Origin of the sequence: Archangium sp. (genome assembly GCF_045802675.1) — a bacterium.
Classification (GTDB): Bacteria; Myxococcota; Myxococcia; order Myxococcales; family Myxococcaceae; genus Archangium.
Window position 1 is genome coordinate 109,698 of sequence record NZ_JBJMQO010000035.1, and the last position, 24,388, is coordinate 134,085.

General features: G+C 69.2%; 21 protein-coding genes. 9 read left to right on the top strand and 12 right to left on the bottom strand.

Annotated elements, in window-relative coordinates:
* The first annotated feature begins 25 nt into the window (after window positions 1-25).
* The gene (locus ACJ8AN_RS10590; protein ID WP_407755209.1) at window positions 26-1,258 is read left to right on the top strand and encodes an MFS transporter; all 1,233 of its coding nucleotides are present in this window, start codon (window positions 26-28) and stop codon (window positions 1,256-1,258) included.
* A 163-nt stretch (window positions 1,259-1,421) separates the two neighbouring features.
* Window positions 1,422-2,840 (top strand): protein-disulfide reductase DsbD family protein, encoded by a 1,419-nt coding sequence (locus ACJ8AN_RS10595; RefSeq protein WP_407755163.1) that lies wholly within the window; start codon window positions 1,422-1,424, stop codon window positions 2,838-2,840.
* Here ACJ8AN_RS10595 and ACJ8AN_RS10600 read toward each other — a convergent pair.
* The 8 genes from ACJ8AN_RS10600 to ACJ8AN_RS10635 form a co-directional block, all read right to left on the bottom strand.
* Window positions 2,833-3,528 (bottom strand): epimerase, encoded by a 696-nt coding sequence (locus ACJ8AN_RS10600; RefSeq protein WP_407755164.1) that lies wholly within the window; start codon window positions 3,526-3,528, stop codon window positions 2,833-2,835. The two genes, ACJ8AN_RS10595 and ACJ8AN_RS10600, sit on opposite strands and share 8 nt — an antisense overlap.
* A 32-nt stretch (window positions 3,529-3,560) precedes the next feature.
* The gene (locus ACJ8AN_RS10605) at window positions 3,561-4,718 is read right to left on the bottom strand and encodes an MBL fold metallo-hydrolase (protein ID WP_407755210.1); all 1,158 of its coding nucleotides are present in this window, start codon (window positions 4,716-4,718) and stop codon (window positions 3,561-3,563) included.
* A 95-nt stretch (window positions 4,719-4,813) separates the two neighbouring features.
* On the bottom strand, window positions 4,814-7,069 hold the full coding sequence (locus tag ACJ8AN_RS10610; protein WP_407755165.1) for a S41 family peptidase: 2,256 nt from the start codon (window positions 7,067-7,069) through the stop codon (window positions 4,814-4,816).
* Between the two features lie 596 nt (window positions 7,070-7,665).
* Complete coding sequence (locus tag ACJ8AN_RS10615) at window positions 7,666-8,241, bottom strand: DUF2378 family protein (RefSeq protein ID WP_407755166.1); 576 nt, start codon at window positions 8,239-8,241, stop codon at window positions 7,666-7,668.
* An 18-nt stretch (window positions 8,242-8,259) separates the two neighbouring features.
* Entirely contained in the window at window positions 8,260-8,886 is a 627-nt protein-coding gene (locus ACJ8AN_RS10620; RefSeq protein WP_407755167.1) for a hypothetical protein, read from the bottom strand.
* 11 nt (window positions 8,887-8,897) lie between these two features.
* The gene (locus ACJ8AN_RS10625) at window positions 8,898-10,574 is read right to left on the bottom strand and encodes a hypothetical protein (protein ID WP_407755168.1); all 1,677 of its coding nucleotides are present in this window, start codon (window positions 10,572-10,574) and stop codon (window positions 8,898-8,900) included.
* Between the two features lie 180 nt (window positions 10,575-10,754).
* Window positions 10,755-11,351 carry a tRNA-uridine aminocarboxypropyltransferase gene (locus ACJ8AN_RS10630; protein ID WP_407755169.1) on the bottom strand — a complete coding sequence of 199 codons (597 nt, stop codon included), beginning with the start codon at window positions 11,349-11,351 and terminating at the stop codon, window positions 10,755-10,757.
* Complete coding sequence (locus ACJ8AN_RS10635; RefSeq protein WP_407755170.1) at window positions 11,348-11,893, bottom strand: hypothetical protein; 546 nt, start codon at window positions 11,891-11,893, stop codon at window positions 11,348-11,350. Before ACJ8AN_RS10635 ends, ACJ8AN_RS10630 begins: the two co-directional genes overlap by 4 nt.
* A 210-nt stretch (window positions 11,894-12,103) precedes the next feature.
* Here ACJ8AN_RS10635 and ACJ8AN_RS10640 point away from each other — a divergent pair, with 210 nt between their 5' ends.
* The gene (locus ACJ8AN_RS10640; protein WP_407755171.1) at window positions 12,104-12,343 is read left to right on the top strand and encodes a hypothetical protein; all 240 of its coding nucleotides are present in this window, start codon (window positions 12,104-12,106) and stop codon (window positions 12,341-12,343) included.
* A gap of 23 nt (window positions 12,344-12,366) precedes the next feature.
* On the opposite strand, the gene ACJ8AN_RS10645 is transcribed toward ACJ8AN_RS10640, so the two are convergent.
* The 3 genes from ACJ8AN_RS10645 to ACJ8AN_RS10655 form a co-directional block, all read right to left on the bottom strand.
* Window positions 12,367-13,233 (bottom strand): EamA family transporter, encoded by an 867-nt coding sequence (locus ACJ8AN_RS10645; protein WP_407755172.1) that lies wholly within the window; start codon window positions 13,231-13,233, stop codon window positions 12,367-12,369.
* Between the two features lie 132 nt (window positions 13,234-13,365).
* A complete protein-coding gene (locus tag ACJ8AN_RS10650; RefSeq protein WP_407755173.1) occupies window positions 13,366-14,715 on the bottom strand; it encodes a hypothetical protein in 1,350 nt (449 codons plus the stop codon).
* A gap of 49 nt (window positions 14,716-14,764) precedes the next feature.
* Window positions 14,765-16,126 (bottom strand): MATE family efflux transporter, encoded by a 1,362-nt coding sequence (locus ACJ8AN_RS10655; protein WP_407755211.1) that lies wholly within the window; start codon window positions 16,124-16,126, stop codon window positions 14,765-14,767.
* Between the two features lie 476 nt (window positions 16,127-16,602).
* On the opposite strand from ACJ8AN_RS10655, the gene ACJ8AN_RS10660 reads away from it, so the two are divergent.
* Both ACJ8AN_RS10660 and ACJ8AN_RS10665 read left to right on the top strand, forming a co-directional pair.
* Entirely contained in the window at window positions 16,603-17,265 is a 663-nt protein-coding gene (locus ACJ8AN_RS10660) for a DUF6310 domain-containing protein (RefSeq protein WP_407755174.1), read from the top strand.
* Between the two features lies 1 nt (window position 17,266).
* Entirely contained in the window at window positions 17,267-18,025 is a 759-nt protein-coding gene (locus ACJ8AN_RS10665) for a DUF5953 family protein (protein ID WP_407755175.1), read from the top strand.
* On the opposite strand, the gene rtcR is transcribed toward ACJ8AN_RS10665, so the two are convergent.
* On the bottom strand, window positions 18,014-19,654 hold the full coding sequence (gene rtcR, locus ACJ8AN_RS10670) for an RNA repair transcriptional activator RtcR (protein WP_407755176.1): 1,641 nt from the start codon (window positions 19,652-19,654) through the stop codon (window positions 18,014-18,016). The two genes, ACJ8AN_RS10665 and rtcR, sit on opposite strands and share 12 nt — an antisense overlap.
* Before the next feature lie 141 nt (window positions 19,655-19,795).
* On the opposite strand from rtcR, the gene ACJ8AN_RS10675 reads away from it, so the two are divergent.
* From ACJ8AN_RS10675 to ACJ8AN_RS10690, 4 genes are all read left to right on the top strand, one after another.
* Complete coding sequence (locus ACJ8AN_RS10675; RefSeq protein ID WP_407755177.1) at window positions 19,796-21,034, top strand: RtcB family protein; 1,239 nt, start codon at window positions 19,796-19,798, stop codon at window positions 21,032-21,034.
* A gap of 216 nt (window positions 21,035-21,250) precedes the next feature.
* The gene (gene rtcA, locus ACJ8AN_RS10680) at window positions 21,251-22,267 is read left to right on the top strand and encodes an RNA 3'-terminal phosphate cyclase (protein WP_407755178.1); all 1,017 of its coding nucleotides are present in this window, start codon (window positions 21,251-21,253) and stop codon (window positions 22,265-22,267) included.
* A gap of 130 nt (window positions 22,268-22,397) precedes the next feature.
* Entirely contained in the window at window positions 22,398-23,912 is a 1,515-nt protein-coding gene (locus tag ACJ8AN_RS10685) for an Ig-like domain-containing protein (protein ID WP_407755179.1), read from the top strand.
* 252 nt (window positions 23,913-24,164) lie between these two features.
* Window positions 24,165-24,377: a hypothetical protein gene (locus ACJ8AN_RS10690; protein WP_407755212.1), complete on the top strand. Its 213-nt coding sequence runs from the start codon at window positions 24,165-24,167 to the stop codon at window positions 24,375-24,377.
* Window positions 24,378-24,388 lie beyond the last annotated feature (11 nt).

Genomic DNA, 24,388 nt, shown 5'->3' on the forward strand with positions numbered 1-24,388 from the left:
GGTGAAGCGAATCTCGTACCGGAAGATGGGGCTGCTCAGCGCGCTGTATTTCGTGCAGGGCCTGCCCTATGGCTTCCAGACCACCGCGCTGTCCGTGTACCTGCTCACGCAGGGGTCGACGGTGATGGTCGTCTCCAGCCTGGGGTTGCTGGCGGCCCCCTGGTCGGCCAAGGCGCTGTGGGCGCCGCTGGTGGACCGCCATTTCTCGGAGCGGATCGGCCGGCGCAAGTCGTGGATATTGCCCATGCAGGCGGGGTTGGCGGCCACGTGCGCGGTGGCGGCCTTCGTCCCGGTGGGCAGCGCGTTGCCGCTGCTGCTCGGCCTCGTCTTCCTGATGAACCTCTTCGCGGCCACGCAGGACATCGCGGTGGACGGCTTCGCGGTGGACCTGTTGGAGCCGCACGAGCTGGGCTGGGGCAACACGGCGCAGGTGGTGGGCTACAAGCTGGGCATGCTCACCGGCGGCGGGCTGCTGGTCTGGGCGAGCGACATCATCGGCTGGCGCGGACTCTTCCTGGCCATGGCGCTCCTGTCGCTGGCGGTGTTCGGGGTGGTGGCCCTGGCGCGCGAGCCCCGGAGGGCGGTGGACGCTGACGCCACGCGCGGCGAGCAGCTCACCTGGTCCGACTTGAAGGACCGGCTCCTGGCCGCGGTGCGCCTGCCCGGGACGGGCTGGATGCTGCTCTTCATCGGCACCTACAAGCTCGGCGAGACGCTGGTGGACGTGCTCTTCAAGCCCTTCCTCGTGCAGGAGGGCATCACGGCCTCGCAGATCGGCCTGTGGGTGGGGACGTGGGGCCTGGTGGCCTCGCTGCTCGGCTCCTTCGTGGGAGGGTGGCTCACCAGCCGGATGCCCATCCTGGGCGCGGTGGCGCTCGCCGCGTGTCTGCGCGTGTTCCCCCTGGGCGGCGAGTGGTGGCTGGCGACGTATGGGATTTCGGCGCGCGGCGTCATCTCCGTCACCGTGGCCGAGCACTTCTTCGGCGGCATCCTCACCACGGCGATGTTCGCGTTCATGATGTCGCGGGTGGACAAGCGGATTGGGGCCACGCACTACACGCTGCTGGCGAGCGTGGAGGTGCTGGGCAAGACACCGGGTGGGCCGCTCGGGGGCTTCCTGAAGTCGAGGCTGGGCTGGAGCTATGCGCAGCTGTTCCTGCTCGGCACCGTGCTCTCGGTGGCCTTCATCGGGCTGCTGCTGCCGGTGCGGCGCTCGGCGCCCGCGCCCGAGCCCCAGCCCGCCACCCCTCTGGTGTAGGACGCCTGCCCCCAGGTGGCTCCCCGGCCGCTGGGGGACGGGGCGGACAGAAGCTGGCACGCCGGGCTGGATTCCGTTACCTGCTCGCGTTCCGGGGCGGCCCCGGGTGTAACCGCCCGCCCCTCGCGCGTATATAGGGGCCCCGGCAGTACAGAGGAGTGACATGGACGCGAAGAAGAAGGTCGGAGTCATTGCGGCGGTATTCGGGCTGGCCGTGGCCGTGGTGCCCTGGCTCCTGCCGACGGGCCCGAGCTCGGGGCTGGACGCGGCGCGCTTCCTGGATGCGGGCAACCTCGCGCTCGGCGCGGCGGTGGTGTTCGCCGGGGGCCTGCTCACCGCGATGACTCCGTGCGTCTATCCGCTCATCCCCATCACCGTGTCCGTCTTCGGCGCGCGCAAGGCCGAGGGCCGGGGCAAGGCGCTGGTGCTGACGAGCTCGTACATCGTCGGCATGGGCGTGGTGTTCAGCGGGCTGGGCGTGCTGGCGGCGAAGACGGGGCAGGCCTTCGGCTCCATGTTGGGCAGTCCGGTGGTGGTGACGGGGCTGGCGGTGTTCCTCCTGGCGCTGGCCACGTCCATGTTCGGCGCCTTCGAGCTGGCGCTGCCCCAGGGGTTGCAGCAGCGGCTCAACTCGGTGGGCGGCGCGGGCCTCACGGGCGCCTTCCTCATGGGCAGCGTGTCCGGCTTCCTCGCGGCCCCGTGCACTGGCCCGGTGCTCACCGGCCTGCTGGCCTTCGTGGCGAAGTCGCAGAGCACGGTGCTCGGCGCGGCGCTGCTCTTCATCTACGCGCTTGGCATCGGCGTGCCCTTCTTCCTCATCGGCGTCTTCACCGTGCGCCTGCCCCGGGGCGGCGTGTGGATGGAGTGGGTGAAGAGCGTGCTGGGGATTGTGCTGGTGGCGCTCGCCATCTCCTACCTGAAGGACGGTTTCCCGGCGGTGGGCGGGGTGGTGAAGGGCGTGGCCGAGCAGCTCGGCCGCACGCCGGGCACGGCCATCGCCGTGGTGCTGGCGGTGCTGGGCGTGCTGCTGGGCGCCATCCACCTGTCCTTCAAGGAGGGGGCGCGCGACTTCACCCTCAAGGGATTCGGCGTGGCGCTGGTGGTGGTGGCCCTGGTGATGCGCGGCGGGGCCATGGACACCAAGAGCGTGGGCTCGCTGTGGGTGGCGCTCGGCGTGGTGGACAAGCCGAAGGCGCCCTCCTTCGAGTGGCACGCGGTGCTGCCGGCCAAGGGCAGTGGCTTCTCCGCCGAGTCCTTCGAGCAGGTGCTGGCCCGCGCGAAGAGCGACGGCCGGCCGGTGATGATCGACTTCTTCGCGGACTGGTGTGCGGCCTGCAAGGAGCTGGACCGCGAGACGTACCCGGCCACGGAGGTCATCTCGGAGTCGGGGCGCTTCGTCACCGTGAAGGTGGACGCGACGAACAGCGACGACGCCCTGGACGCGCTGATGGAGCGCTTCGGGGTGGAGGGCCTGCCCACGGTGGCCTTCATCTCCTCCAACGGGGAGGTGCTGCGCGCCCCGAGGGTGACGGGCTTCCTCGAGCCGCGCTCCTTCGTGGTGGAGATGAAGAAGGTCAACTAGCCGCTGGCAGGGAGGCCGTCGCCGCTTGGGCGGCGGCGTTGATGTCCGGGGTCTCCAGCACGCGCTTCGTGGCCCCCTGTCGAGCGACCTGGAGCATGGCCCGCCCGACCTGCTCCGTCGTCGTCACGTGCTTGCGGAAGAGCACCCGCAGGACGGGGTAGAGCCACCCCAGGAAGCGGTAGGTGGTCCTGTACAGGCCCGTCCGCGAGACGATGCCGTGCAGCGGTTGGATGTACCCGGGGCGGAACATGTACGCCGCCTTGAAGGGGAGCTTCAGCAGGGCGTTCTCCGTCTCGCCCTTGACCCGGGCCCACATGGAGAAGGCCTTGCCGGTGCTGTCGGTGCCCTCGCCCGACACGTAGATGAACGTCATGCCGGGGTTGAGCCTGGCCAGACTCCGGCCCGCCGCCAGGGCGATGTCGTACGTCACCGCCCGGTAGTCCTGCTCGCTCATCCCCGCGGCGGACACGCCGAGGCAGAAGAAGCACGTGTCGTAGCCCGTGAGCTCCTTCTCCACGGTGGAGAAGCCGGTGAGCTCCTTGTGCGCGAGCTCGCGCAGCTTCGGGTGCTGCTGTCCCGTCGCGTTGCGCCCCACGGTGAGGACCTGCTCCACGCCCGGGTCGAGCAGGCACTCGCGCAGGACGCCCTGGCCGACCATGCCGGTCGCGCCAAAGAGAATGACCTTCATGGTGTGGCTCCTGGGTTCACGCCGCGGGGGCGTCAGTTCAGCTTCGTGGAGACGATAGGGTCCTGCGCCCCCGTCTTCCAGGGAAGTTGTGGCCACCAGCGCTCGAGAGCTGGAGGGGCCTCGGGCTCGACGCTCTGGCCCGGCTTCGGCACGAGCACCGGCTGCCCGCTCTGCGCGGCCGCCGCGAGCACCCGCTCGATGGGCTCCGTCCAGCCATGGGGGGCGAGGGTGAACAGCCCCCAGTGCACGGGCAGCAGCACGCGCCCGCGCACCCACTGGTGGGCGAGCACCGCCTGCTCGGGGCCGATGTGCCAGTCGGGCCAGGCGCGGTTGTATTGGCCCACCTCGATGAGCGTCACGTCGAAGGGCCCCAGGCGCGCGCCGATGTCCTTCATCGCGGGAAAGAGTCCCGTATCCCCCGAGTAGTACGCGCGGTGCCGGGGGCCGAGCAGCGCGTAGCCGGCCCAGAGCGTGGCGTCCTTGTCGAGGCCGGTCCGCCCCGACGCGTGGCGCGCTGGCGTGGCGACGAGCTCGAGCCCGCCCACCCGCGTGCGCTCCCACCAGTCGAGCTCGGCGATGTGCGCCTCGGGTATCCCCCAGGACGCGAGGTGCGCACCGACTCCGAGCGGCACGACGAAGGTGGTGTCCCAGTCCTTCATGGCCAGCAGGGTCCGGTAGTCCAGATGGTCGTAGTGGTCATGGGAGATGACCACGGCGTCCACCTTGGGCAATTCCTCCAGCGCGATGGGCGGTGCGTACCAGCGGCGCGGGCCGATCCACGTCAGCGGAGAGGCGCGCTCGCTCCACACGGGGTCCGTCAGGACGCGGAAGCCGTCGAGCTCGATGAGCGACGAGGAGTGTCCGAGCCACGTGACGCGCAGGCCGGTGGCCGGGGGCGTCTCCCAGCGCCGGTGGTCGCCCGGGACGGTGGGGACGGGCTCGGAGGGGCTCACGTCGGGGCTCGCGTCGAACATGCCCGTGAAGGAGCCCCAGATGTCGTTGTAGAGCGGCTGGGGGTTCTCGAAGTGGCTGTCCTGCCACTGGGGGGAGTGCTCCATCCGCTCCCGCCGTGCGCCCTCGGCGCGGTGCCCGAACGCCGCGCGGGCCTGGGCCAGGACGAGGGTCAGCGCGAGGGCCAGCAGCGCTCCGGCCCACCAGGCCACGCGGGCCACGCGGCGCCCCAAGCTCATGCTCTTCACGGATGTTCTCCAGCGGGGCCTGGCCCGCGTGCACGTCCAGCGGCAGGCTACCAGCGCCCGCGCCGCCCCGGGGGCCCCTGGGGCCGTTACCGGACGGAGTCGCCGGCCACCGCCGCCGGGGCGTTGTTGCCCTTGAGGAACTCGAGCGCCTTGTCCAGCACCTCGTCCTGCCCGGACTGGAGGCCCTGGAGGGTCGGCCGCACGAAGACCTGGGGCCTCAGGCCCACCCGCTGCAGCTGGCGTCCATCCAGGTGCCGCACGTCGTGGCCGGTGAACACCAGGGAGATGCCGCCCGGCAGCACCAGGTCCGTCACGTCACCGTTGGCGCCCGCGCTGGGGCTGCCGATGAAGGTGGTGCCGTTGGCCGCCTCGAAGAAGAGGCCCGAGTGCTCGGACTGGCTGATGGCCCGCTCGTCGATGAGCATCACCGTGCGGCCGCGGTACAGGGGCACGTCGGCCCGGGGCAGCTCCTGGAAGAACTTGGAGCGCACGTTCGCCTCCTCCTCGGAGACGGCCGTGAGGACGTTGCGCTCGAACACCGCGCCGTAGCGCGCCTTGCGCGTGTTGAGGTACGGCACGATGGCCCAGGCCGTCCCCTTCGGGTAGCCGCGCATGTCGAAGACAATGGCCTTCGTGTTCTTCAGCTTCTCGAACAGGCCCGCCACCTCGGACGTCTGCAGGCGCGTCAGGTCCACGTAGCCGATGTTGTCCGGCAGCAGGCGCCAGGCCTCGCCCTTCGGGGGCTTCTGGAAGGACTTCAGGCTCCGGGTGAAGCGCACCTGCTTGAGCTGGCCCGAGGCGTCGCGCACGCCCAGCGTCCCCTGGGAGCCCTCGGGCCCGGACATGGCCTGCCGCATCAGCTTGTAGCGCAGGTGCGCGGGGTGCGAGGCCGTGACGTAGGGCTTGAGCTCCTCCATCCGCTGCGCCAGCGGCTTGCCGTCGAGTGTCTCGACCACCTGTCCCGGCACCAGGCCCGGGGCGGCCTCCGCGTCCCTCACGCCCGCCACCACCGGCTTGCCCTCGAGCTCCATCACCTCGAAGGGCGCCGGCACGCCCGCCAGGCCCCGCTTCTCCAGCTCGGGGTGGCCGCGCACGCCCGTGTGCCCGTCCTGCACCAGCGTGCTCATCTCCGCCACCGCGAGCGCGTACTCCGCGGCGTCCTTCGCCTTCTCGAACTTCGGCAGGAACGTGGTCAGCGCACCATCCCAGTCCCGGTCCAGCAGGTGCTTGTACGGGTAGAAGAGCTGGATGACGTTCCACATCCGGAAGAGCGCGAGCAGGCGGTACTCGCGCTTGGGGTAGAGCATGTCCGCGTACTGCTCGTCCGGCTGCCACCGGGCCGGGGGCAGCTCGGCCGCCTCGCGCGCCTTGCCCTTCTTCGCCGGCTTCTTCACCAGCTCGAGCGCCTTCTGGAGCGTCTCGTCCTTGCCCTCCGAGCGCGTGCGCCTGGGCAGCACCGCGTCCACGCGCAGGGGCATGCCCAGCTCGCTCAGCCGCACCACCGCCGTCAGCCCGGCGCCGAGCTCCACCTTCGTCGTGTTCACCACCGCGCCGTCGTCCAACCGGCCCTCGCTGACGAGCTGCGCCAGCCCCGCGGCCTTCAGGGTGAGGACGCGCGGGTCCACGGACGACTTGTCATCCAGCAGGAAGACGACGGGGCGCGCCTTGCCCTCGCCCTTGGGGGAGATGCGCTGGCCCGCCGAGGTGAGGAAGGACATGGCGTAGCCGCCGCTCGAGGACATGGACTGCGGGCGGTAGCCCGACTGGTACACCGAGCGCTCCCCCGGGACATCCAGCTCCTGGGTGAGCAGGAACGGCAGCACGTCCCCGAGCACCGTGCTCATGCTCCAGGTGGTGCGCTCGTCCAGCCCGCGGGCGCGCAGGTCGACGATGACGGCCTTGGCCTTGCCGAGGTCCGCGCCCAGGCCCGCGGGATTCTGCGCGGTGCGCAGGTCCAGCACGAGCACGTCCTTGCCCTCCCAGCCGCGGGGCTCGCGCAGCGTGGGCGCCTTCTGCGCGGCTTCCTTCTGCTCGTCCGGGCGCAGCACGCGCGTGGCCGGGTCCCTCAGCGCGTCCAGCATGTCCTGCACGGCCGCGGCGTAGGCGGCGCGGTCCTTCGCGCCCTCCACCTGGGGAATGGCCTTCACGAGGGCGAGGTCCCAGTCGACGTCCTTGTAGGCGAGGTACGGATGGCGGTAACGCACCTGGCCCCACAGGCGGGCCAGCCGGTCCAGACGCTCCTCCCGGGAGGGGAGGGGGGCGGGAGCGGGCTCCGCCGCCGACGCGGTCAGGGCGACGAGGCCGAGGGCCAGGGCGAGACTCGTGACAAGGGTACGCAGCATGTACCTTCCAGGGGGAAGAAGAGCCCAGGGGGGAAGAAGAGCGCGGAGCCTCAAGGGTAACGCACCACCCCACGTCTCCCGAAGCGGGGAGTGGGGCTTGGAGTGTGGGCGGCACGCCCGAAGCCCTGCCTGCCCGCACCCGGTGTACGTGCGGGCGGCGGGGGTGTGAACCATTTCACAGCAACGCAGTGAGCCGGCTCACAGCGCTGGGAGCCGGCTGGTGAGAAGGTGCTTTCAGAACACGGGGGACCGGTTCGGCGAGGCGAGGGGGACTTGCACCGCGAACCGATCAACCCTCGGGAGGCGCCTTTGCAGTCGAGGGGGGAGGCGCCTCCAGTTTCCGCGAGGTCCGGGGGGGCACGCGGGATTCTACGTGGCCCGCTTCTTGATGCCGGGGGGCATCGGGGAGCGGGCCGCGCTTTTTTCCGAGGGGGGCAGTCATGAGGATGCGCTGGAGGCCGCGCGTGAGGCGGCTGCGCTCCACGGCCCGTTGGCGCAGGTCGAATTCAAGGCCTGAAGCCCGGTCGCCGGGTCTCCGTCACTCCAGTGAGCCGTAGGCGCACGAGTCCGGCCGGAGAGCCCCGCCCGGCGGGGGCCTACTCCTTCCACGTGATGCGGAACGTGGCCTCGCCCGAGGCGCTGGAGGCGAGCGTCACCGAGAGCCCCGGGGTGCCCACCTTGTCCAGCGCCTCGGTGAGCAGGCCCCGGAAGTAGCCGGTGCTCAGCGCGTGGTTGAACCACAGCTCGTAGGTGCTCGGCCCCACCTTGCGCAGGCGCGTCTCGGTGTAGTTGTTCGCGCTGCGGAAGTTGCGGCTCATCCGCTCGAGCGTGCGGTGCGGCCCGATGACGCGCGTCACCGAGTACACCGCCTTGCCCATCAGCGTCTCCCGGTAGGCGCTCATGAAGGCCCGGCCCAGCTCGAAGCCGGCCTCGTCCCGCGACAGGCCCGGCCAGCGCTGCCCGGTGATGAAGCCCATGACCGCGGAGTACGTCTCGATCGGGTACGCCGGCAGCAGCGCCTGGCCCGGGTCGACGCCCAGTGCCGCCAGCCCGGTGCGGTGTCCGGGCGAGATCGGCTGTCCCAGCACCCGGAGCAGGCTCTGCATCGTGTAGTCGAAAACCAGCTTCTGCTTCACGGCGAGCAACCTACCACTGCCCGCGCGGGGGCTCATCGCGCGCCGCGCCTTGTGTCAGTAGACGATGCAGTCGAACTTTTCGATGACGGCCCGGAGCTGAGCCTCCGTGGTCCCCAGTCGCTTGGCCACCGAAGGGGCATGGTACGTCAGCGCCCTGGTCGAAGGAGGGTGGGTGTGCAACTCCTCGATAACGACGCTACCAAAGCGCTCCGGCCACTTGACGCTGCGTAGTTCAGGAGCCCGTTCTATGGGATCCAGGAAGGTGAAGCACGGCCATCGAGGAAATTTGAGAGTGCGGGTGTCACAGCCATGGACGCGGCACCCATCCAGGCGCGCTTCGGAGAAATCGCAAGCCTCAATGCCGCCGTGCTCCCTGCCGGGCGTTTGTGGGTACCGATGACCGAAATCGCACCCCGACAGCCGCCCGATAAACCGGCAGCCCACCAAGAACGCACGCGACCAGTCATGGTTGTTCAGCTCCTGCTTCACCTCGAAGGTGCAGTCGACAAACCGTGATCCTGCAAGGATATGGAGGCGCTTGGAGGACACCTTCAGGACGACGGTGCAGTGGCTCAGCGTCAGGTTTGGACCAAGAAAATAGAGGGAGCCTTTGTCGGTTAGTTCCAGCCGCTCGTTGTCGATTTCCTTGTCCTCGATCAGGACGTTCTCAAGCCACTCCATCTGCGCGCCTCTCAGAAGGTGATCATCCGGAAGAACTCGCTCGCCATGCGCCTGCCATGTCGCGCCAGATTCGACTCGGTGCCGGAAAGAATCTCGTACTGACGGCCTGTCTTCAGGTCAACCACGTCGACGCCTTGGTGGTTCCATTTGAGAATCCCGCGGAATTGTTCTTCCACCTTGCTGTGGACAAACCGCCCTCGAGCCTCGCGCTCCAAGAGGCGCGCTAGCCAGTGTCTCCCCCTGTTCGTCGCGTCTTTGATGGCGGCCCTCTCATTGGGGGAAAGTTCGTGCGGCCCCCATTCCTTCGCCGCCTTGGCGACCACCTCTTGGATCTGGTCCCCCACCTTGTCCTGGGCGGGGATGTCCGCGAGTGATTGGCCTCGTCGCAAGTGCCATCTTTGGCTATCATTGAGTTCCACCTGCTGGTTGCCGCCCCGGTGGCGGATGACCGTACGGGCCGAGCGGCCTCCCGGGGCCTGTCCCGCCGCACTGCCTGGCGCCTTCTTGAACATCACCACGGCCAGGGGGCCCTGGGGCGAGGTGGCCACCGTCTCCGCCACCGCCACGGCTCGAGCCAGCGCACTCTCCTGCGCCAGGGCCGTCTCCTCGGCCACGTCGGGCGCCAGGGCTGCGGCTCCGCCCTGCGCCTCCCACTGCGCCCCGGCCAGATTGTAGCCCGGCAATGACTTCACCCGCGCCACCACCTCGCCCAGCGTGCGCCCCGCGAGCGTGGACACCGCCAGAATCAGCGTCCGCGCCGCGTCCTCCCCCAGCACCCGGCCGAACTCCTCGCCCGCCGCGCGCAACTCCTCGAAGGTGGTGGCCTCATGGGCAGCGTTTGCCATGCGGGCCCAGCCGTCCATCAGCCCGTACACCGTCTCCAGCCCCAGCCAGCCCATCAGAATCACCGTCAGGCTGGCGGCCAGCAGCTTGGTCGTGGGCTCGGGCACTACCCACAGCATGCAGTACAAGGCCACCGTCCAGACGGCCATGGACACGAGCGCCTGGGCGTTGAGCTGGCGACCCAGAGCCTGCTGCGTCTCCTCCAGCACGCGGCCAAAGGCCAGGGCCAGGGCGAAGGTGCGCCGATCATCCGTGCGCAGGTACGGCCCATCGTCCAGCAAGCCCAGGCAATCGCCTCCGCCTTGGGACTCGCACCAGTGCAGGTACTGCTGCTTGAGGGCTTCCTCCGCCTCGGGAGTGAGGGACACCGGGCCCTCCTGTTTCGCCGGCACCAGGGTGTAGCCCCGGCCGGCGTACGTCTCCAGGTTCCACTCTCCCGCGCTCTCCACCGTCTCCACCTCCTGCGCCTGCTGCTTGGACATGTGCAGCAGCTCCAGGGCGGCCTGGCGTGGAGTACGACGCCCCAAACGCACATCCTCACTGAGGCGTTGGAAGGCCCGCTGGAACTCCGCCGTGCGGATGGGCACCGGGCGGGGGGCGACGGCACCGGGCTCCAGGAAGCCCACCTCGTACACGGTGGCCGCCCCGAGGTCGGGCTCCGTCGTGCGCTCCCTGGGTGCCGGTGGGGGAGTGGGCGACGAATAGCGGTAGCCCGGTGTGAGGCCTCCCCACGGGGCCCTCGTGGCGCAGGCGGCCTGAACGAAGAAGAAGAGGAGGAACCAGGCCCCCAGCGCGGGGCGCCACTGCGCGCCGGGGAGGCGTGGGCGGGGAAGACGAGGGAACACAGCACACCTCCAGCGGACCACACAGACCCCACTCCGGTTTTGCTGGATTCAACGGGAGTACGGGGGGCGGGTCAAGCTGTGAGGTTGGGAACCGCGGGGGGACTTGATAGGTTTCCTGGAGGCGCGAGCAGCGCGCTACGGGAACGTCACGCGAAAGCGGGAAGGCGGCTCAAAGGCGGTTCAGTCATCCTCGTCGTCGGGCAGCCGGCCCCGCGCGGCCATGACGCGATCGATCATCAGCTCGTGCAGCGCATGGAGCGGACGCGCGACGTGCTCGCCCTCGAGGAGGGAGAGGGCCGCGGCGATGGCCTCCACGGTGGACATGGCGTGGGGGTGGGGCGAGCGGCGCAGGCGCCGGGCATCCGGAGGGGGCGGCGGCAGGGCGAGCCCCGGCAGACGGCTGAGCGCGGGCAGGCGGTGGTACATGCGCCGCGCCTGCGCCCAGTTGCCATCCAGCACCACCACCCGCTCGGGCGGGGGCGTGCCGGGCGGAGGCGGCTGGGCATCCGGGAAGAGCAGCCAGGTGCCCGGGGCCTCGAGCACGGAGGGCTCGAAGGGCTGACCCGGGGCGCCATAGGTGAGGATGCGGCAGTGGGTGAGCGCGAGCCCCGCCAGCCGGGCGGTGTTGGTGGACTTGCTCGCCTCCTTGCTGTGGCGGATGACGAGGAAGTGGGTGCGCGTCTCGAGCCGAGGCACCTCGGCGCACAGGCACAGCGCGGTGGGCAGGTAGCAACCGGGACAGCGGCCGGCGAGATCCGCCGGGGTACGAGACCTCATTTGCCCTGACGATAACGCTGCATCAGCTCGCGGGCTTCGCGCAGCTTCGTCTCGACGAAGCGGTCCTCCGCGTCCATCTCCTCGTCCGTCTCCAGGGCGAGGTGGAAGAGGGCCGACAGGCTGGCCGGGTTGACGTCGAGCCACTCGGCGGTGCGATCCAACACGTTGCGGCGGCGGCCGGCGAAGGTCTCGGGGCTCTCGTCGGGCATGCAGCGGCACACGCGCGCCGAGTCACTGCCCACGTCCACGTAGAGCCCGAGCACCTCGGTGTCCAGCTCGGTGGCGATGGCGGCGGCGGCCTCGGAGACATGGGCGGCGAGCGCGTGCGCGGCGGAGCGCTCGGTCATGGAGCGCACCAGGTACACGCGCCAGCCCGCCTCGCCGAGCGTCCCGGCGGCCTCGAGCGGAGCGAGCTCCGCGGGAGGGGCGGAGATGCGCGTGAGCACGCGGCGCACGGGTGCCTCGATGTGCTCGAGCTGGGCGCTCGAGGTCGGGCAGAAGAAGACGACGCGGTACTCACGGCTATCGACGGAGGGTTCCATTCGGGGACTGCTCCCGTGGACGCGAACGGGGTCAAGAAAGAGGACCACTCCCCCAGCCCCGAGCGCAAGCGGGTATTTGAGGGGGGGCGGGCGGACTGCTACACGGGAGGCATGTCCATCACGCTCTATATCAAGAACGGTTGAACGGGTTGTAAGTCAGCGCGGGAGTTTCTCGCGCAAAAGCAGGTGCGGGCGGAAGTGCGGGAGTTGGTGAAGAAGCCGCTGAGTGAGGCGGAGGTGCGGGCGCTGGCGGCGAAGCTGGGGGGAGTCCACCCGCTGATAGCGCCCAAGAAGAAGGGAGAGCTGGGGGGGATGGGGGAGGAGGAGCTGGTGAAGCACCTGGCGGCGAACCCGAACCACGTGCGGCGGCCGCTCTTCGACACGGGGAGTCAGGTGCTGGGAGGCTTCACCGCGGAAACAAGGGCCGCCCTCGAAAAACAACTGAAGTAGGCCCCAGGCCTCCGTTCCATGGGTCACCCCGTACCCGTGGGCACTGGAGTCACCTGTGCAGGCGCGCGGGGCGCACTGGCGACCCAGACGCCGGAGACGAGGACGATCACCCCGCCGAGCAGGCTGAGGGAGCCGAGGGCCTCGCCGAAGACGAGCAGGCCGGCGAGGGCGGCGGTGAGGGGCTCGAGGTAGGTGAGGGCGCCGGCGGCGGCGGTGGGGATGCGGCGCAGTCCGGCATTGAACAGCGTGTTGCCGACGAGTCCGCACAGGACGGCGCCCGCGGCGACGAAGAGGAGGCGGGAGTCGAGGGCGGGGGGCAGGGCCGAGCGTCCGAAGACGAGCAGGAGGGCGAGGGCGGAGAAGGGGGAGTGGAGGGCGGTGATGGCCAGGGGCGAGTACGCGCGGGCGGCTTGCTTCGAGGCGAGCACGTTGACCATGAAGAACAGGGCACTGGCACCGCCGAGCACCGCGGTCCAGGGGTCCGCCATGCCCTGGGGCGCGCCGAGCAGGAGCGCGAGCCCGGCGAGAGTGAGGGGCGCGCCGAGGATGGCGCGGGAGGAGCGGGGCTCGCGCAACACCCACGGGGCGGCGAGGGCGATGAGGAGGGGGGCGAGGTAGTGGGTGAGGACGGCGACGGCGACGGGGCCGCGCTGGACGGCGGCGAAGAAGAGGGCGCAGTTGGCGGCGTCGCACAGGGCGAGGACGGCGAGCGCGAGGGTGGCGCGGCGGTCGCGGAGGGCCTCCCGGCGCCAGACGAAGGGGGCGGGGAGGGAGGTGAAGGCCATGGCGAGGAACGCGCACTGGATGCCGGAGAGCCCGGCGGGCCGCAAGAACAGGGACCAGCACCCCCAGAGGGTGGCCCCGAGCGCGACCATGACGAAGGACCTCACGTGGACTCCCGGCGGGCCAGGGCACCCGGGCCCCAGCGAGGGCGCGCAGAGTAACCGAGAGCCGCCGGGGCCGCGCGGAAGAGTCTCCGGAGCGCCCGCCGGCCTGCCTGGCGGAGGAGCGGGCGGAGCCGCTCAGCCGATGCGGCCGATTTCGGCGCCGCGCTCGTAGACGGTGATGGGGCCGTCCTCGGAGACGTTGATGGCGACGCCTCGGAAGCTGGCGCGCCAGGCGGCGAGCATGCGGGAGCCGGGCATGCTGGGCTCGCGCACGCCGAGCCGGGCGATCTCCTTGGGGCTGGAGATCATGCAGGCGATGTCCACCACGGCGCCGTCCTTGTCGAGCACGACGGCGCCATCGGTGGCGGCGGCGGCGGTGATGACCTGGCGCTGGGCCCAGACGGAGATGTTCTGGCCGCGGAGGCTGCGGCGCAGGTGGGAGTTGGCGGCGAGCGGGTGGCCGTGGTCGGGGATGAGGTCGGTGAGCTCCTGGCGGGACTCGAGCAGGCAGAAGAGGGCGCCGACGCGCTCGTAGGACAGATCGATGGCGGCGCGGAGCACGCCGATGACGACGTCCTCGCGGAAGCGGGCGGAGAGCCGCTCGTGGAGGGCCTCGTAGTCGAGCACGCGCCAGTGGCCGTGGCTCTTCTGGAAGACGGAGCCCTTGCCGCTGAGGATGAAGAGATCGCCCTCCGGGGAGGCCACGAGCGCGACGTCATGGGGGGCGTTGGCGAGCACGGCCTGCACGGGGACGAGCGTCTCGTGGGGGGCGTAGCGCAGGGCGGCGTCGTTGCGGTCCACCTCGGTGAGGGAGATGAAGCCGACGATGCTGCCGGAGTTCATGCTGCCGAGCAGGGCGACGCGGCGGCCGTCGACGACGGTGCGGATCCACTTCTCGCGCAGCAGGGCGTTCTCGATGGAGATGCCGCCGGGCAGGGGGATGAACTTGCTCTGCAGCTTCTGGACGAGCTTGGACGTCTTTCGGGCGATGACGAGGCAGTGGCGGATGTTGCGGCCCTCGTAGGTGAGGGCCATGGAGTCCTCCATGGCGCGCACCCAGTTGGACATTTTATGGGGCCGGTAATTGAGGAAGCGGGCGACGGCGCGGCGCAGGCGGGTCTGCTCGAGCGAGGCCCAGTGCTCATCCAGCGGCCAGGCGGCGGTGACGTGGGTCAGGTCGTCGTTGAAGACGCGGCAGAAGGAGCGGGCGAAGTGGCTGTCGCTGGTGCGCACGGGGCGGCGCAGATCGACGAGGAGGCCGGCCTGGGGGGCGGGCTGGCCGAAGTAGAGGAGGGCGGCGAAGCGGCGCTCGTCGAGCGGGAGCACCTTGGGCGAGAGGGCGGCGCGGGGGCCGAGCTCCTCCACGAGCGAGGCGAGCTCGGCCGAGGACAGCGAGGTGGTGGTGCTGCCCGGGAAGATGTCCTTGAAGGCGGTGGCCAGCGAGGCGAGTGCATCGACGATGACCAGGGGCCTGCGCGTTCGCATCGAGGCCATTGTAGTCAGGTCGCGAGACCGTCCCTCAAGGAGATTGGCCTCACCCGCCGAGCGCGACGGCTGCGGGGGCGGGCTGCTCGGGCTCGGGGGAGACGAGCGACTTGCCCTCCCAGGCGCGGCTGCGCCAGCGGAACCAGAAGACGATGCCCCGGGTCCACTCGTCCGCGGCGACGGCGAGCCACACGCCAGCCAGGCCCAGGTTCAGCTTGAAGACGAAGAGGTAGCCCAGGGACAGGCTGAGGCAGACCATGGACAGGAAGCCCATGTAGACGGTGAAGGTGGCATCCCCGGTGGCCCGCAGGGCGTTGACGAAGACGAGGTTGAAGGAGCGCCCGGACTCGAGGAGCAGTCCCAGGACGATGACCTGGGAGGCCATGCGGATGATGTCGCCATTGTCCGTGAACAGCGAGACGAGCGGCTGGCGGAACAGGATGGTGACCACGTCCACGAGCACGGTGATTGCCACGGCCCACTTCAAGCTTCCGAGCACCTGACGGTACGCCTCGTCCGTGCGGCGCGCGCCCACCAGGCGCCCGACGATGATGGAGGTGCCGATGCCGATGGCGAGGCTGAAGAGGAAGACATACTGGGAGATGGCCATCGCGTACTGCCGGGAGGCGAGGGCCTCGGTGCCGAGGTAGGTGACGTAGTACAGGAACACCGTCTGGCAGCAGTGGTAGGTCATCTGCTCGACGGCGGAGGGGACGCCCATCTTGAGGATTTTGAGGACGTACTCCTTGGAGAACGTCACGTAGTCCCGAGGCGCCATGCGGACGCTCATCACGCGGTAGAGCATCCAGATGAAGACGGCGAGCGCGAGGCAGCGGCTCATCACGGTGGAGATGGCGGCCCCGGCCACGCCCAGCTTCGGGGCGCCGAGCAGGCCGAAGATGAGCACGGCGTTGCCGAGGATGTGCACCACGTTCATTCCCAGCGACACGTACATGGATTGCTGGGTGAACCCATACGTGCGGATGAGGCTGGAGAAGACGTTGATGAGGGCCTGGACGAAGATGAATCCACCCGCGATGCCCATGTACGTCCGGGCATGGGCGAGCACGGGGCCCTGCAGGTTCATGTGGGTCAGGATGGTGTCGCCGAGGAGCAGCAGGCCCGCGCTGACCACGAGGCCGAGCAGGAAGTTCAACGTGATGGCGAGGGCGGCGATGCGGGCGGCCTCCTGGAATCGCCGGGCACCGATGTACTGGGCGACGACGATGGAGGCGCCGTTGCTGAGCACCTCCATGATGAGGATGCAGATGAAGATGTACTGATTGACGACGCCCACGGCGGAGACGGCATCATCGGACACGCCGCTGAGCATGAGCGTGTCCGCGGTGCCCATCAGCATGAACAGCAGGAACTCCAAGAAGATGGGCCAGGTGAGCCGCCACAGCCCCATCGCGGGGGCGCCCTGCGTACTCCCGGAGTCCACGGCAGCCTCTTCCAGATTCGTCACGCAGGGGCGTCTCTCATGCTCGCGCGCCGACGTCGAGCGCTCAATCAGCTACGGGCCCGCCTGCCTCCCTGCTTCAACCGGTACGCAGGCGGACTTGGTGGACCGGCGCCTCGTTCCTGCCTTGACCCTTCGCTCCCTGGCTTGCTTGAAAGGGCGTTCCCATGCGTCTTCGAGCCAGCATCGCCCTTCTTCTCCTGCTTCTCCCGGCCTGCGCTACGCCGGTGCCGAGCCAGAGTGAGCCAGTGACCCGGAGCCCGAGGCTCACCAACCTCCAGCGAGCGGCGGCGCTGCCCTGGAAGGACGAGGGACGGTGCGTCGTCCAGGAGGCGTCCCAGCCCTGGCCCGTGGTGGTGGAGCGGTGCTTTCACGCGCTCGACACCCGGAAGGTCCGCTTTCGCGATACCGGGCGGCGTTGTCCCGTGGCTTCGACGGATGTGGCCAGCCTGGAAACCATGGTGGGCATCTGCCTCTTGTCGCAGCCAGAGCTCGTCGTAGGGGCGGTGGTCATCATCGGCGTGGTGGTGGTGGCGGTCGCCATCAAGGAGGAACTGGATGCGTATGAGCTGAGAGGGGTCCGTCCCGAGGAGGTGAGGCCCGAGTCAGAGACGACGCCTGTCCCGATGGACGTGGCGAAGCGAAGGCCCAAGCCGGATCAGTCCCCCTCGGGCGAGGACTGGCCACCTCCGGCACCACCCGACCCCACGGGGAGGGAGCGCCGTCCGGAGTGCGAGCCCATCCCCGTGCCGCACCTGGGCGGGAATGGCACGCACAACGAATGCGCCGACAAGATTCCGCGAAACAGCTTTCCCGGCTGGGATGTGTTCGTCAATGGGAAGAACTTCGACGCGCTGCAACTCACTACGCGCACGCTCTGGGATGTCAAGACGGATGATTTTGAAAAACAACCGCCTCGTTCTCAGAAGTTCTTTGTCAGGATGAAGCTGCCCGAGCTGAGACGCGAAGCCAGGCTCGCTGAGGAATGCGGGTACGACTTCGTCATCGGAGTGCGAAGCGCCACGCATAAAAATGTGCTGTTCGAAGAGGAGCCCACCCTCAAAGTCGTCGTCATGGATTGGTGTTGAAATGACAGCCGCTCAAAAATACCTCGTCATCATCGCACACGCGCCTGCGCTCACGGTTCATGACGACCGCCCGACCGCCGTCATCCATTCCATGGAACGTACGCTGCCGGGTTTGCGCCTGGAGTGGACGACTTCGGAAAAGGAAGACCTCATCGCATTGTCTCACCGCGACGAATGGATGGTGGCCAATATGAGAGACGGAGGGTTTCCGTTCCTCTGCAACGATGACGACGACCACCTCGTGACGGTTGCCGGAATGGAAAACCCAAACGGTCTTGCGGCGGGGAGTCCGCCGCATTTTGAGGTTCATGCTGACATGCCACTCGATGCTGCCGGCATCGCGGCGGCTGTCGATGTACTTGAGGGCATAGGAGAGGGGGCTCGCGCCGTATGGGCGCATGCGTCACCAAATGGTTATGGTGGAGTCGTGGCGCAACAGTTTCGCCACCGCGGCGATTGGCCGCACTCTCCGCCCCATGGGCTGCCATCGCTCAGGCTCCCATGGGATTGCTCCATGCCCGAGGTTCCGCATTTCCTCGGGTGGCTGAACTACTGGTCGGCCGCGGCCGCACGGGCCATCGGGTTCCCAGATCCGGCCCGCGACGCGGACCTGCTCTCACGGGCACGGCGTACCGCGACGGGCGGGTGGGTCGTCCGGCTCACGGACGCGCCGCTCGACCTGGACAACCCCGCGCACCTGGACACGCTCCTGCGTGCCTACGAGCGTTTCCCAGAGATCGGTGGGCGCTCAGCTCCTTGATTCGTCGATTCCCTGCGTCGTCACGTCGGCCCAGTTCAGCTCGAAGCGGGCGAGGTACTTCCGCAGCCGGTCCGCGTCGTTGACGCTCTTCTTCTGCGCGCGTGACTGCGCGAAGAGGGCCCGCCCCGCGTCGGACAGCGTGCGCGCCTGCCGGCACACGGCGAGCACCTCCGCGAGTTGTGCCCGGTCGAAGCGGTCCAGGGCCTCGGCCCGCTCCTCCCCGAGCACCTCCACCACGAGGTCCACCATCGCCTGCTGTTTCGGCCCGCTCCTCGCCCAGGCGGCACGCAGTCGCTCCAACTCCTCGTCCACGCCCTCGCGGGTGATGCGTCCTCCGGGGGCGAGCGTCGCCATGCGCAGCACCGCCGCGTTGAGGTCGCGGAAGTTGCCGCTCCAGCGCGCCTCGGGCGAGGTGGCGAAGCGCAGGAAGTGCTCCTGCGCCTCCTTGTTCATCGTCACCCGCGTCCCGAGCGCCTGCGACGCCTGGTCCAGCTCGTAGAGGAGGTTGGGAGGAATGTCCTCGGGGCGCTCGCGCAGGGGCGGCAGGCGGAAGGTCCACAGGTTGATGCGCGCGAGCAGATCCTCTCGGAAGCGCCCGCGCTCCACGTCGGCCTGCAAATCCCGATTGGTGCCCGCGATGAGCTGGAAATCACTCTCCGCCTCCTTGTCCGAGCCCACCGGCAGGAAGCGCTTGTCCTCGAGCGCCCGCAGCAGCATGGCCTGCTCATCGGCGCCGAGCTCGCCAATCTCATCCAGGAACAGCACGCCCCCGTTCGCCTGGCGCAGCAGCCCCGGTCGATCCGCCAGCGCTCCGGTGAACGAGCCCTTCACGTGTCCGAACAGCGCGGACATGGCCCCATCCCCGCGCAGGGTGGCGCAGTTGAGGTCCACGAAGGGGCCGCTCACGTGCCGCCGCGTCTTCTTGAGCTGGTAGATGCGTTTGGCGAGCTGCGACTTGCCCGCCCCCGTGGGCCCGGTGAGCAGCAGCGGCGCGCGCGAGCCCGTGGCCACCTGTTCAATCCGCTCGATGAGCCGGTTGAAGGCCGCGTTGCGCGTGTCGATGCCGGCCTTGAGGAAGGACAGGCCCTCGCGCTGCTCCTGCTGGAAGCGCCGCGCCAACGTGTCGTACTTCGACAAATCCAGGTCGATGATGGTGTGCGCGCCCGGGCCGCCGTAGTCCTTGCCGCCCGCGGGCGGGGACGTCTGGATGAGCCGCGCGGGGAGGTGGCGGCTCTCGGCCAGGAGGAACATGGTGATCTGGGCGATGTGCGTCCCGGTGGTGATGTGGACGAGGTAGTCCTCCTGCTCGGGCTGGAAGGGGTAGGCCTTCGCGTAGTCGAGCAGCGCCGTGTAGGTCTCCTCCAAATCCCACGGGTTCTGGATGTCCATGGCCGTGAGGCGCACGCGCGTCTCGGGTGACACCTGGGCGATGTCCTCGGCCACCTGGCGCGCCATTTCGGCATGAGCGCTCTGATGGAGCAGCTCCAGCCGGTGCACGAGCAGGTCCTCCTGCTGACAGAGGGCCACCGTGGGGCGCCACTTCTCCCAGCGCTTGGGGCCCCGCCCCGTGTCGAGGATGGAGCCCAGCATCCCGATGACCACCATCTCGCGCGCCTGTGCCTTCGCCATGGGGATAGGACTTTATCCTGAGGGATAGGCGAACGGGCAGGGGATTCGAGCGCTCCCTCGGGGAGGAGGCTGGCACGGCGCCTGCTCTACCCCCTCGCGTGCCCGGCACGGACCGGGCGAACGATTCCGAAGGAGCAGGTCATGCAGACGACGCCGCGCAACTACGAAGTGCTGTCGAACGAGTCGGGTGGAGTGCCCATCAAGGCGTGGACGGTGGGGGTGCCCTTCGAGGACGAGGCGAAGAAGCAGCTGAAGGCGATGGCGGCGCTGCCCTTCATCCACAAGTGGGTGGCGGTGATGCCGGACGTGCACCGCGGCACCGGCGCGACGGTGGGGAGCGTGGTGGCGACGGCGGGCGCGGTGATTCCGGCCGCGGTGGGCGTGGACATCGGCTGCGGAATGATTGCCGTGCGCACCACGCTGCGCGCCGGGCAGCTCCCGGACTCGCTCGGGAAGGTGCGCTCGGCCATCGAGCAGGCGGTGCCGCACGGCCGCACGGATAACGGTGGCCGCAACGACCGTGGCGCGTGGCAGGACGCGCCCGCCCTGCACCGCGAGGCGTGGGCGCGCCTGAAGCCCGGCTACGACGCCATCATCGCGAAGCACCCGCGCATCGACCGCGGCCCGGACCTCGGGCACCTCGGGACGCTCGGCACGGGCAACCACTTCATCGAGGTGTGCCTGGATGAGGCGGGCCACGTGTGGCTGATGTTGCACAGCGGCTCGCGCGGGGTGGGTAACCGGATTGGAAGCCACTTCATCGAGCTGGCGAAGGAGGACATGCGCCGCTTCTTCATCCACCTGCCCGAGCAGGACCTGGCGTACCTGCCCGAGGGGACGGAGCGCTTCGAGGAGTACATCCACGCGGTGAGCTGGGCGCAGGAGTACGCGGCGATGAACCGCGAGCTGATGCTGCGCTCGGTGGTGGAGGCGCTGAAGGCGAGCGGTGAGCTGCCGGACTTCAGCCTGATGGAGGCGGCGGTGAACTGCCACCACAACTACGTGGCGCGCGAGCACCACTACGGGAAGAACGTCCTGGTGACGCGCAAGGGCGCGGTGCGGGCGCGCGAGGGGGACCTCGGCATCATCCCCGGCAGCATGGGGGCGCGCTCGTACATCGTGCGAGGGAAGGGGAACGCGGAGGCGTTCCACTCGTGCAGCCACGGTGCGGGGCGGGTGATGTCGCGCGAGGCGGCGAAGCGGCGCTTCACGCTGGATGACCACGCGAAGGCGACGGAGGGCATCGAGTGCCGCAAGGACGCGGAGGTGATCGACGAGACGCCGGGTGCGTACAAGCCGATCGACGCGGTGATGGCGGCGCAGGCGGACCTGGTGGACGTGGTGCACACGCTGCGGCAGGTGGTGTGCGTGAAGGGCTGAAGAGAAACGGGGGGACCCCGAGCATGGGAGGAGACACATGAGGGGATAGAGACATCGAGATGCCCGCTCTCTCCGAGGCTTCGGCCGCTAGGATGAGGGAGCGGGCATCGCTACGTGCGGGAACCCCTCGAGGGCCACTCCCTCTCCCCCGGGAGAGGGTCGGGGTGAGGGTATCGAGGGCCCCGTTTCATCACCGACTGTGTGGGAGTACTGGGAATGATTCGCATCGATGGTTCGAAGGGAGAGGGCGGGGGACAGGTGCTGCGCACGTCGCTGGCGCTGTCGCTGGTGACGGGGCAGCCCTTCGAGATGGTGAACATCCGGGCGGGGCGCTCGAAGCCGGGGCTGTTGCGGCAGCACCTCACGGCGGTGAAGGCGGCGGCGGCGGTGGGAGACGCGGAGCTGGAGGGAGCGGAGCTGCACTCGAAGGAGCTGACGTTCCGGCCGAAGAGCCTGAAGTCGGGGGAGTACCACTTCGCGGTGGGGACGGCGGGGAGCGCGACGCTGGTGTTGCAGACGGTGCTGCCGGCGCTGCTGAGCGCGAGCGGGCCGTCGATGCTGGTGCTCGAGGGAGGGACGCACAACCCGGCGGCGCCGCCGTTCGACTTCCTGACGAAGGCGTACCTGCCGTTGGTGCGCCAGATGGGGCCGAGCGTGGAGGCGACGCTGGAGCGGCCCGGTTTCTTCCCGGCGGGAGGAGGGAAGTTCCTGGTGAGCGTGGAGCCCGCGCCGCTGAAGCCGCTGCACCTGCCCGAGCGGGGGAAGGTGCTGCGTCGTCAGGCGACGGCGATGATTTCGCAGGTGCCGTTCGAGGTGGCGAAGCGGGAGTTGGAGACGGTGGGGAGGAAGCTCGGGTGGTTCCCGGACGAGAGGAAGGTGGAGGAGGTGAAGCACGCGGTGGGGCCGGGGAACGCGCTGTACCTGGAGGTCGAGAGCGAGCACGTGACGGAGGTCTTCACGGCCTTCGGGGAGAAGGGCGTGCGAGCGGAGTCGGTGGCCGAGGCGGTGGCGGAGGAGGCGCGGGTCTACCTGGAGGCGGGAGTGCCGGTAGGGGAGCACCTGTGTGACCAGTTGATGCTGTTGCTCGCGCTGGCGCGAGGGGGCTCGTTCCGGACGCTGCCGCTCGACGGACATGCGCAGACGCAGTTGGAGACGTTCGCGCACTTCCTGGATGTGAAGGTTTCGGTGAACGAGGTGTCACCGCAGGTGCGCGAGGTGCGGGTTTCATGTTGAGCGCTGGGTTCGTTCGGGCCTCGGGGGTTTTACGAGCAGACATGAAAATATTGGCCTCGCGTTGGATGCGCCTCCAAGCTGACCGGTTGTCATTACACCGTGTCCCTGTCGCATCCCCGAGGAGATGTACATGACTCATCCGCTGCAATCCGCTCGTTCAGTATCCCCTTCACGTCGGCGCTTCCACGTCGCCGCATTATTGCTCGGCATACTGGCGTCGGGTTGCGGCGATCCGGCCGACCCGGTGGCGAGCGTGTCGATCGCCAATAGCGTCACGCAGCCGATGGAGCGCACGTTGACGACGTCGCTGGTCGCGACCACGCGTGACGCCTCGAACAACGTGCTCACCGGCCGGGTCGTGACCTGGAGCAGCTCGGCCCCGGCCATCGCTTCGGTCGATGCCGCGACTGGCGTCGTCACCGCGCTCGATCGCGGCAAGGCGACGATCACCGCGACGTCGGAGAGCAAGACCGCGACGACCGAAATCGAGGTCATCATTCTCTACCGGTCCATCACGGCCGGCGCGGGGTTCAGCTGCGATCTCGGCAGCACCGGCATCGCGACCTGCTGGGGCACGAACGGCGGGCAGGATGGACGGCTCGGCAACGGCGCGCTCGACAATGCCTCGCTCGCGGACAGCCCGATTCAGGTCAACGTCCTCGGCACGCAGCGGTTCACCGCCATCACGTCCGGTGAGCGGCACAGCTGCGGACTGACCGCGGCGGGAGCGGCTTACTGCTGGGGAAGCAACGGCGACGGGCAGCTCGGCGCGCCGAGCATTCCGTCGTGGGCGCACCAGCCGGTGGCCGTGGCGGGTAATCTCGTCTTCACGCAGATCAGCGCCGGCGATGCGCACACCTGCGCGTTGACCGCCGCGGGCGCGGCGTACTGCTGGGGCGACAATGGCGTCGGACAGCTCGGCAACGGCACGCAGACCGATGCGACGTCACCCGTGGCGGTCTCTGGCGGCATCGTTTTCACGCAGATCAGCGCCGGCACGAGCACCGGCGGTACATCGAAGACCTGCGGCGTCGCGACGGACGGCCGCGCCTACTGCTGGGGCAGCGATACGAATGGCGAGCTCGGCGACGGCGGCACGATCTCGTACCTGACGAGCGACTTCAAGAACACACCGACGCAGGTGTCCGGTCCGACGAATTTCAAATCGATCGCGGTCGGCACGTCGCACGTCTGCGGCGTGCTGACGACGGGCGCCGGCTACTGCTGGGGCGACAACGGCAGCGGCAAGCTGGGCATCGACAGCGACGCCACCGGCGTCAGCTCGCCGACCGCGCTGGTGACCTCGCAGTCGTTCCTGCAGATCGAGGCCGGCTATCAGCATTCGTGCGGCGTGACGACCACGTTCGCGCTGTACTGCTGGGGCGCCAACGCCAACGGCGAATCCGGAAGCGCGAGCATGGTCGGGCAGATCTCGAAGGTGCCAGCAGTCGCCGCACCGGGCGAATGGATCGAGGTGAACCTGGGCGGAGCGGCGGCGCATACCTGCGGCATCCTGCGGACCCGCCTGAGCGTGCGTTGCATGGGGCGCAACGACGTCGGCCAGCTGGGCAACAATACGACGACGGCCTCGACCGCCGCGAATGAGACTCCAGTTCTGGTCACGAAGCAGCAGCCGCTTCCCTGACCGTCCGACGGGCTGAATGAAAACGGCGCCAGTCATTGCCACTGGCGCCGTTCCGTTTTCCGCCAGGCTCAATCAGGACCGTCTGCCTGATGCCGCACCGCGGCGCTCTCCGCGCCACGGCGTCACCGTCCAAGGACTCGGAGTTTCCGCGAAGGGAGCGAGAAGGTCCGCTTCGTTGGAGACGGCAGGGGGGCGGACGTCGCGCCCCGCTCCTGCTTGAATGGGGCCGTGGCCGACCTGACCGAAGAGCAGATGAACTCCGCGCTCCGCCGCGCCAGCGAGGAGCTGTCCTTCCCCGACTACTACGAGGCCTGCGTGCGGCCTCTGCTGCGCAACCCCGAGGGGCACTGGCCCCGGTGCTGTGCCGGCGGTTGCGAGCCGTGCGCGCAGACGCTCATCAAGGTGGCGCTGCGCACCCTGGAGATCCTCGGGACTCCGCGCGTGACGCCGATCCCGGAATGGTGAGCTCGGAGGAG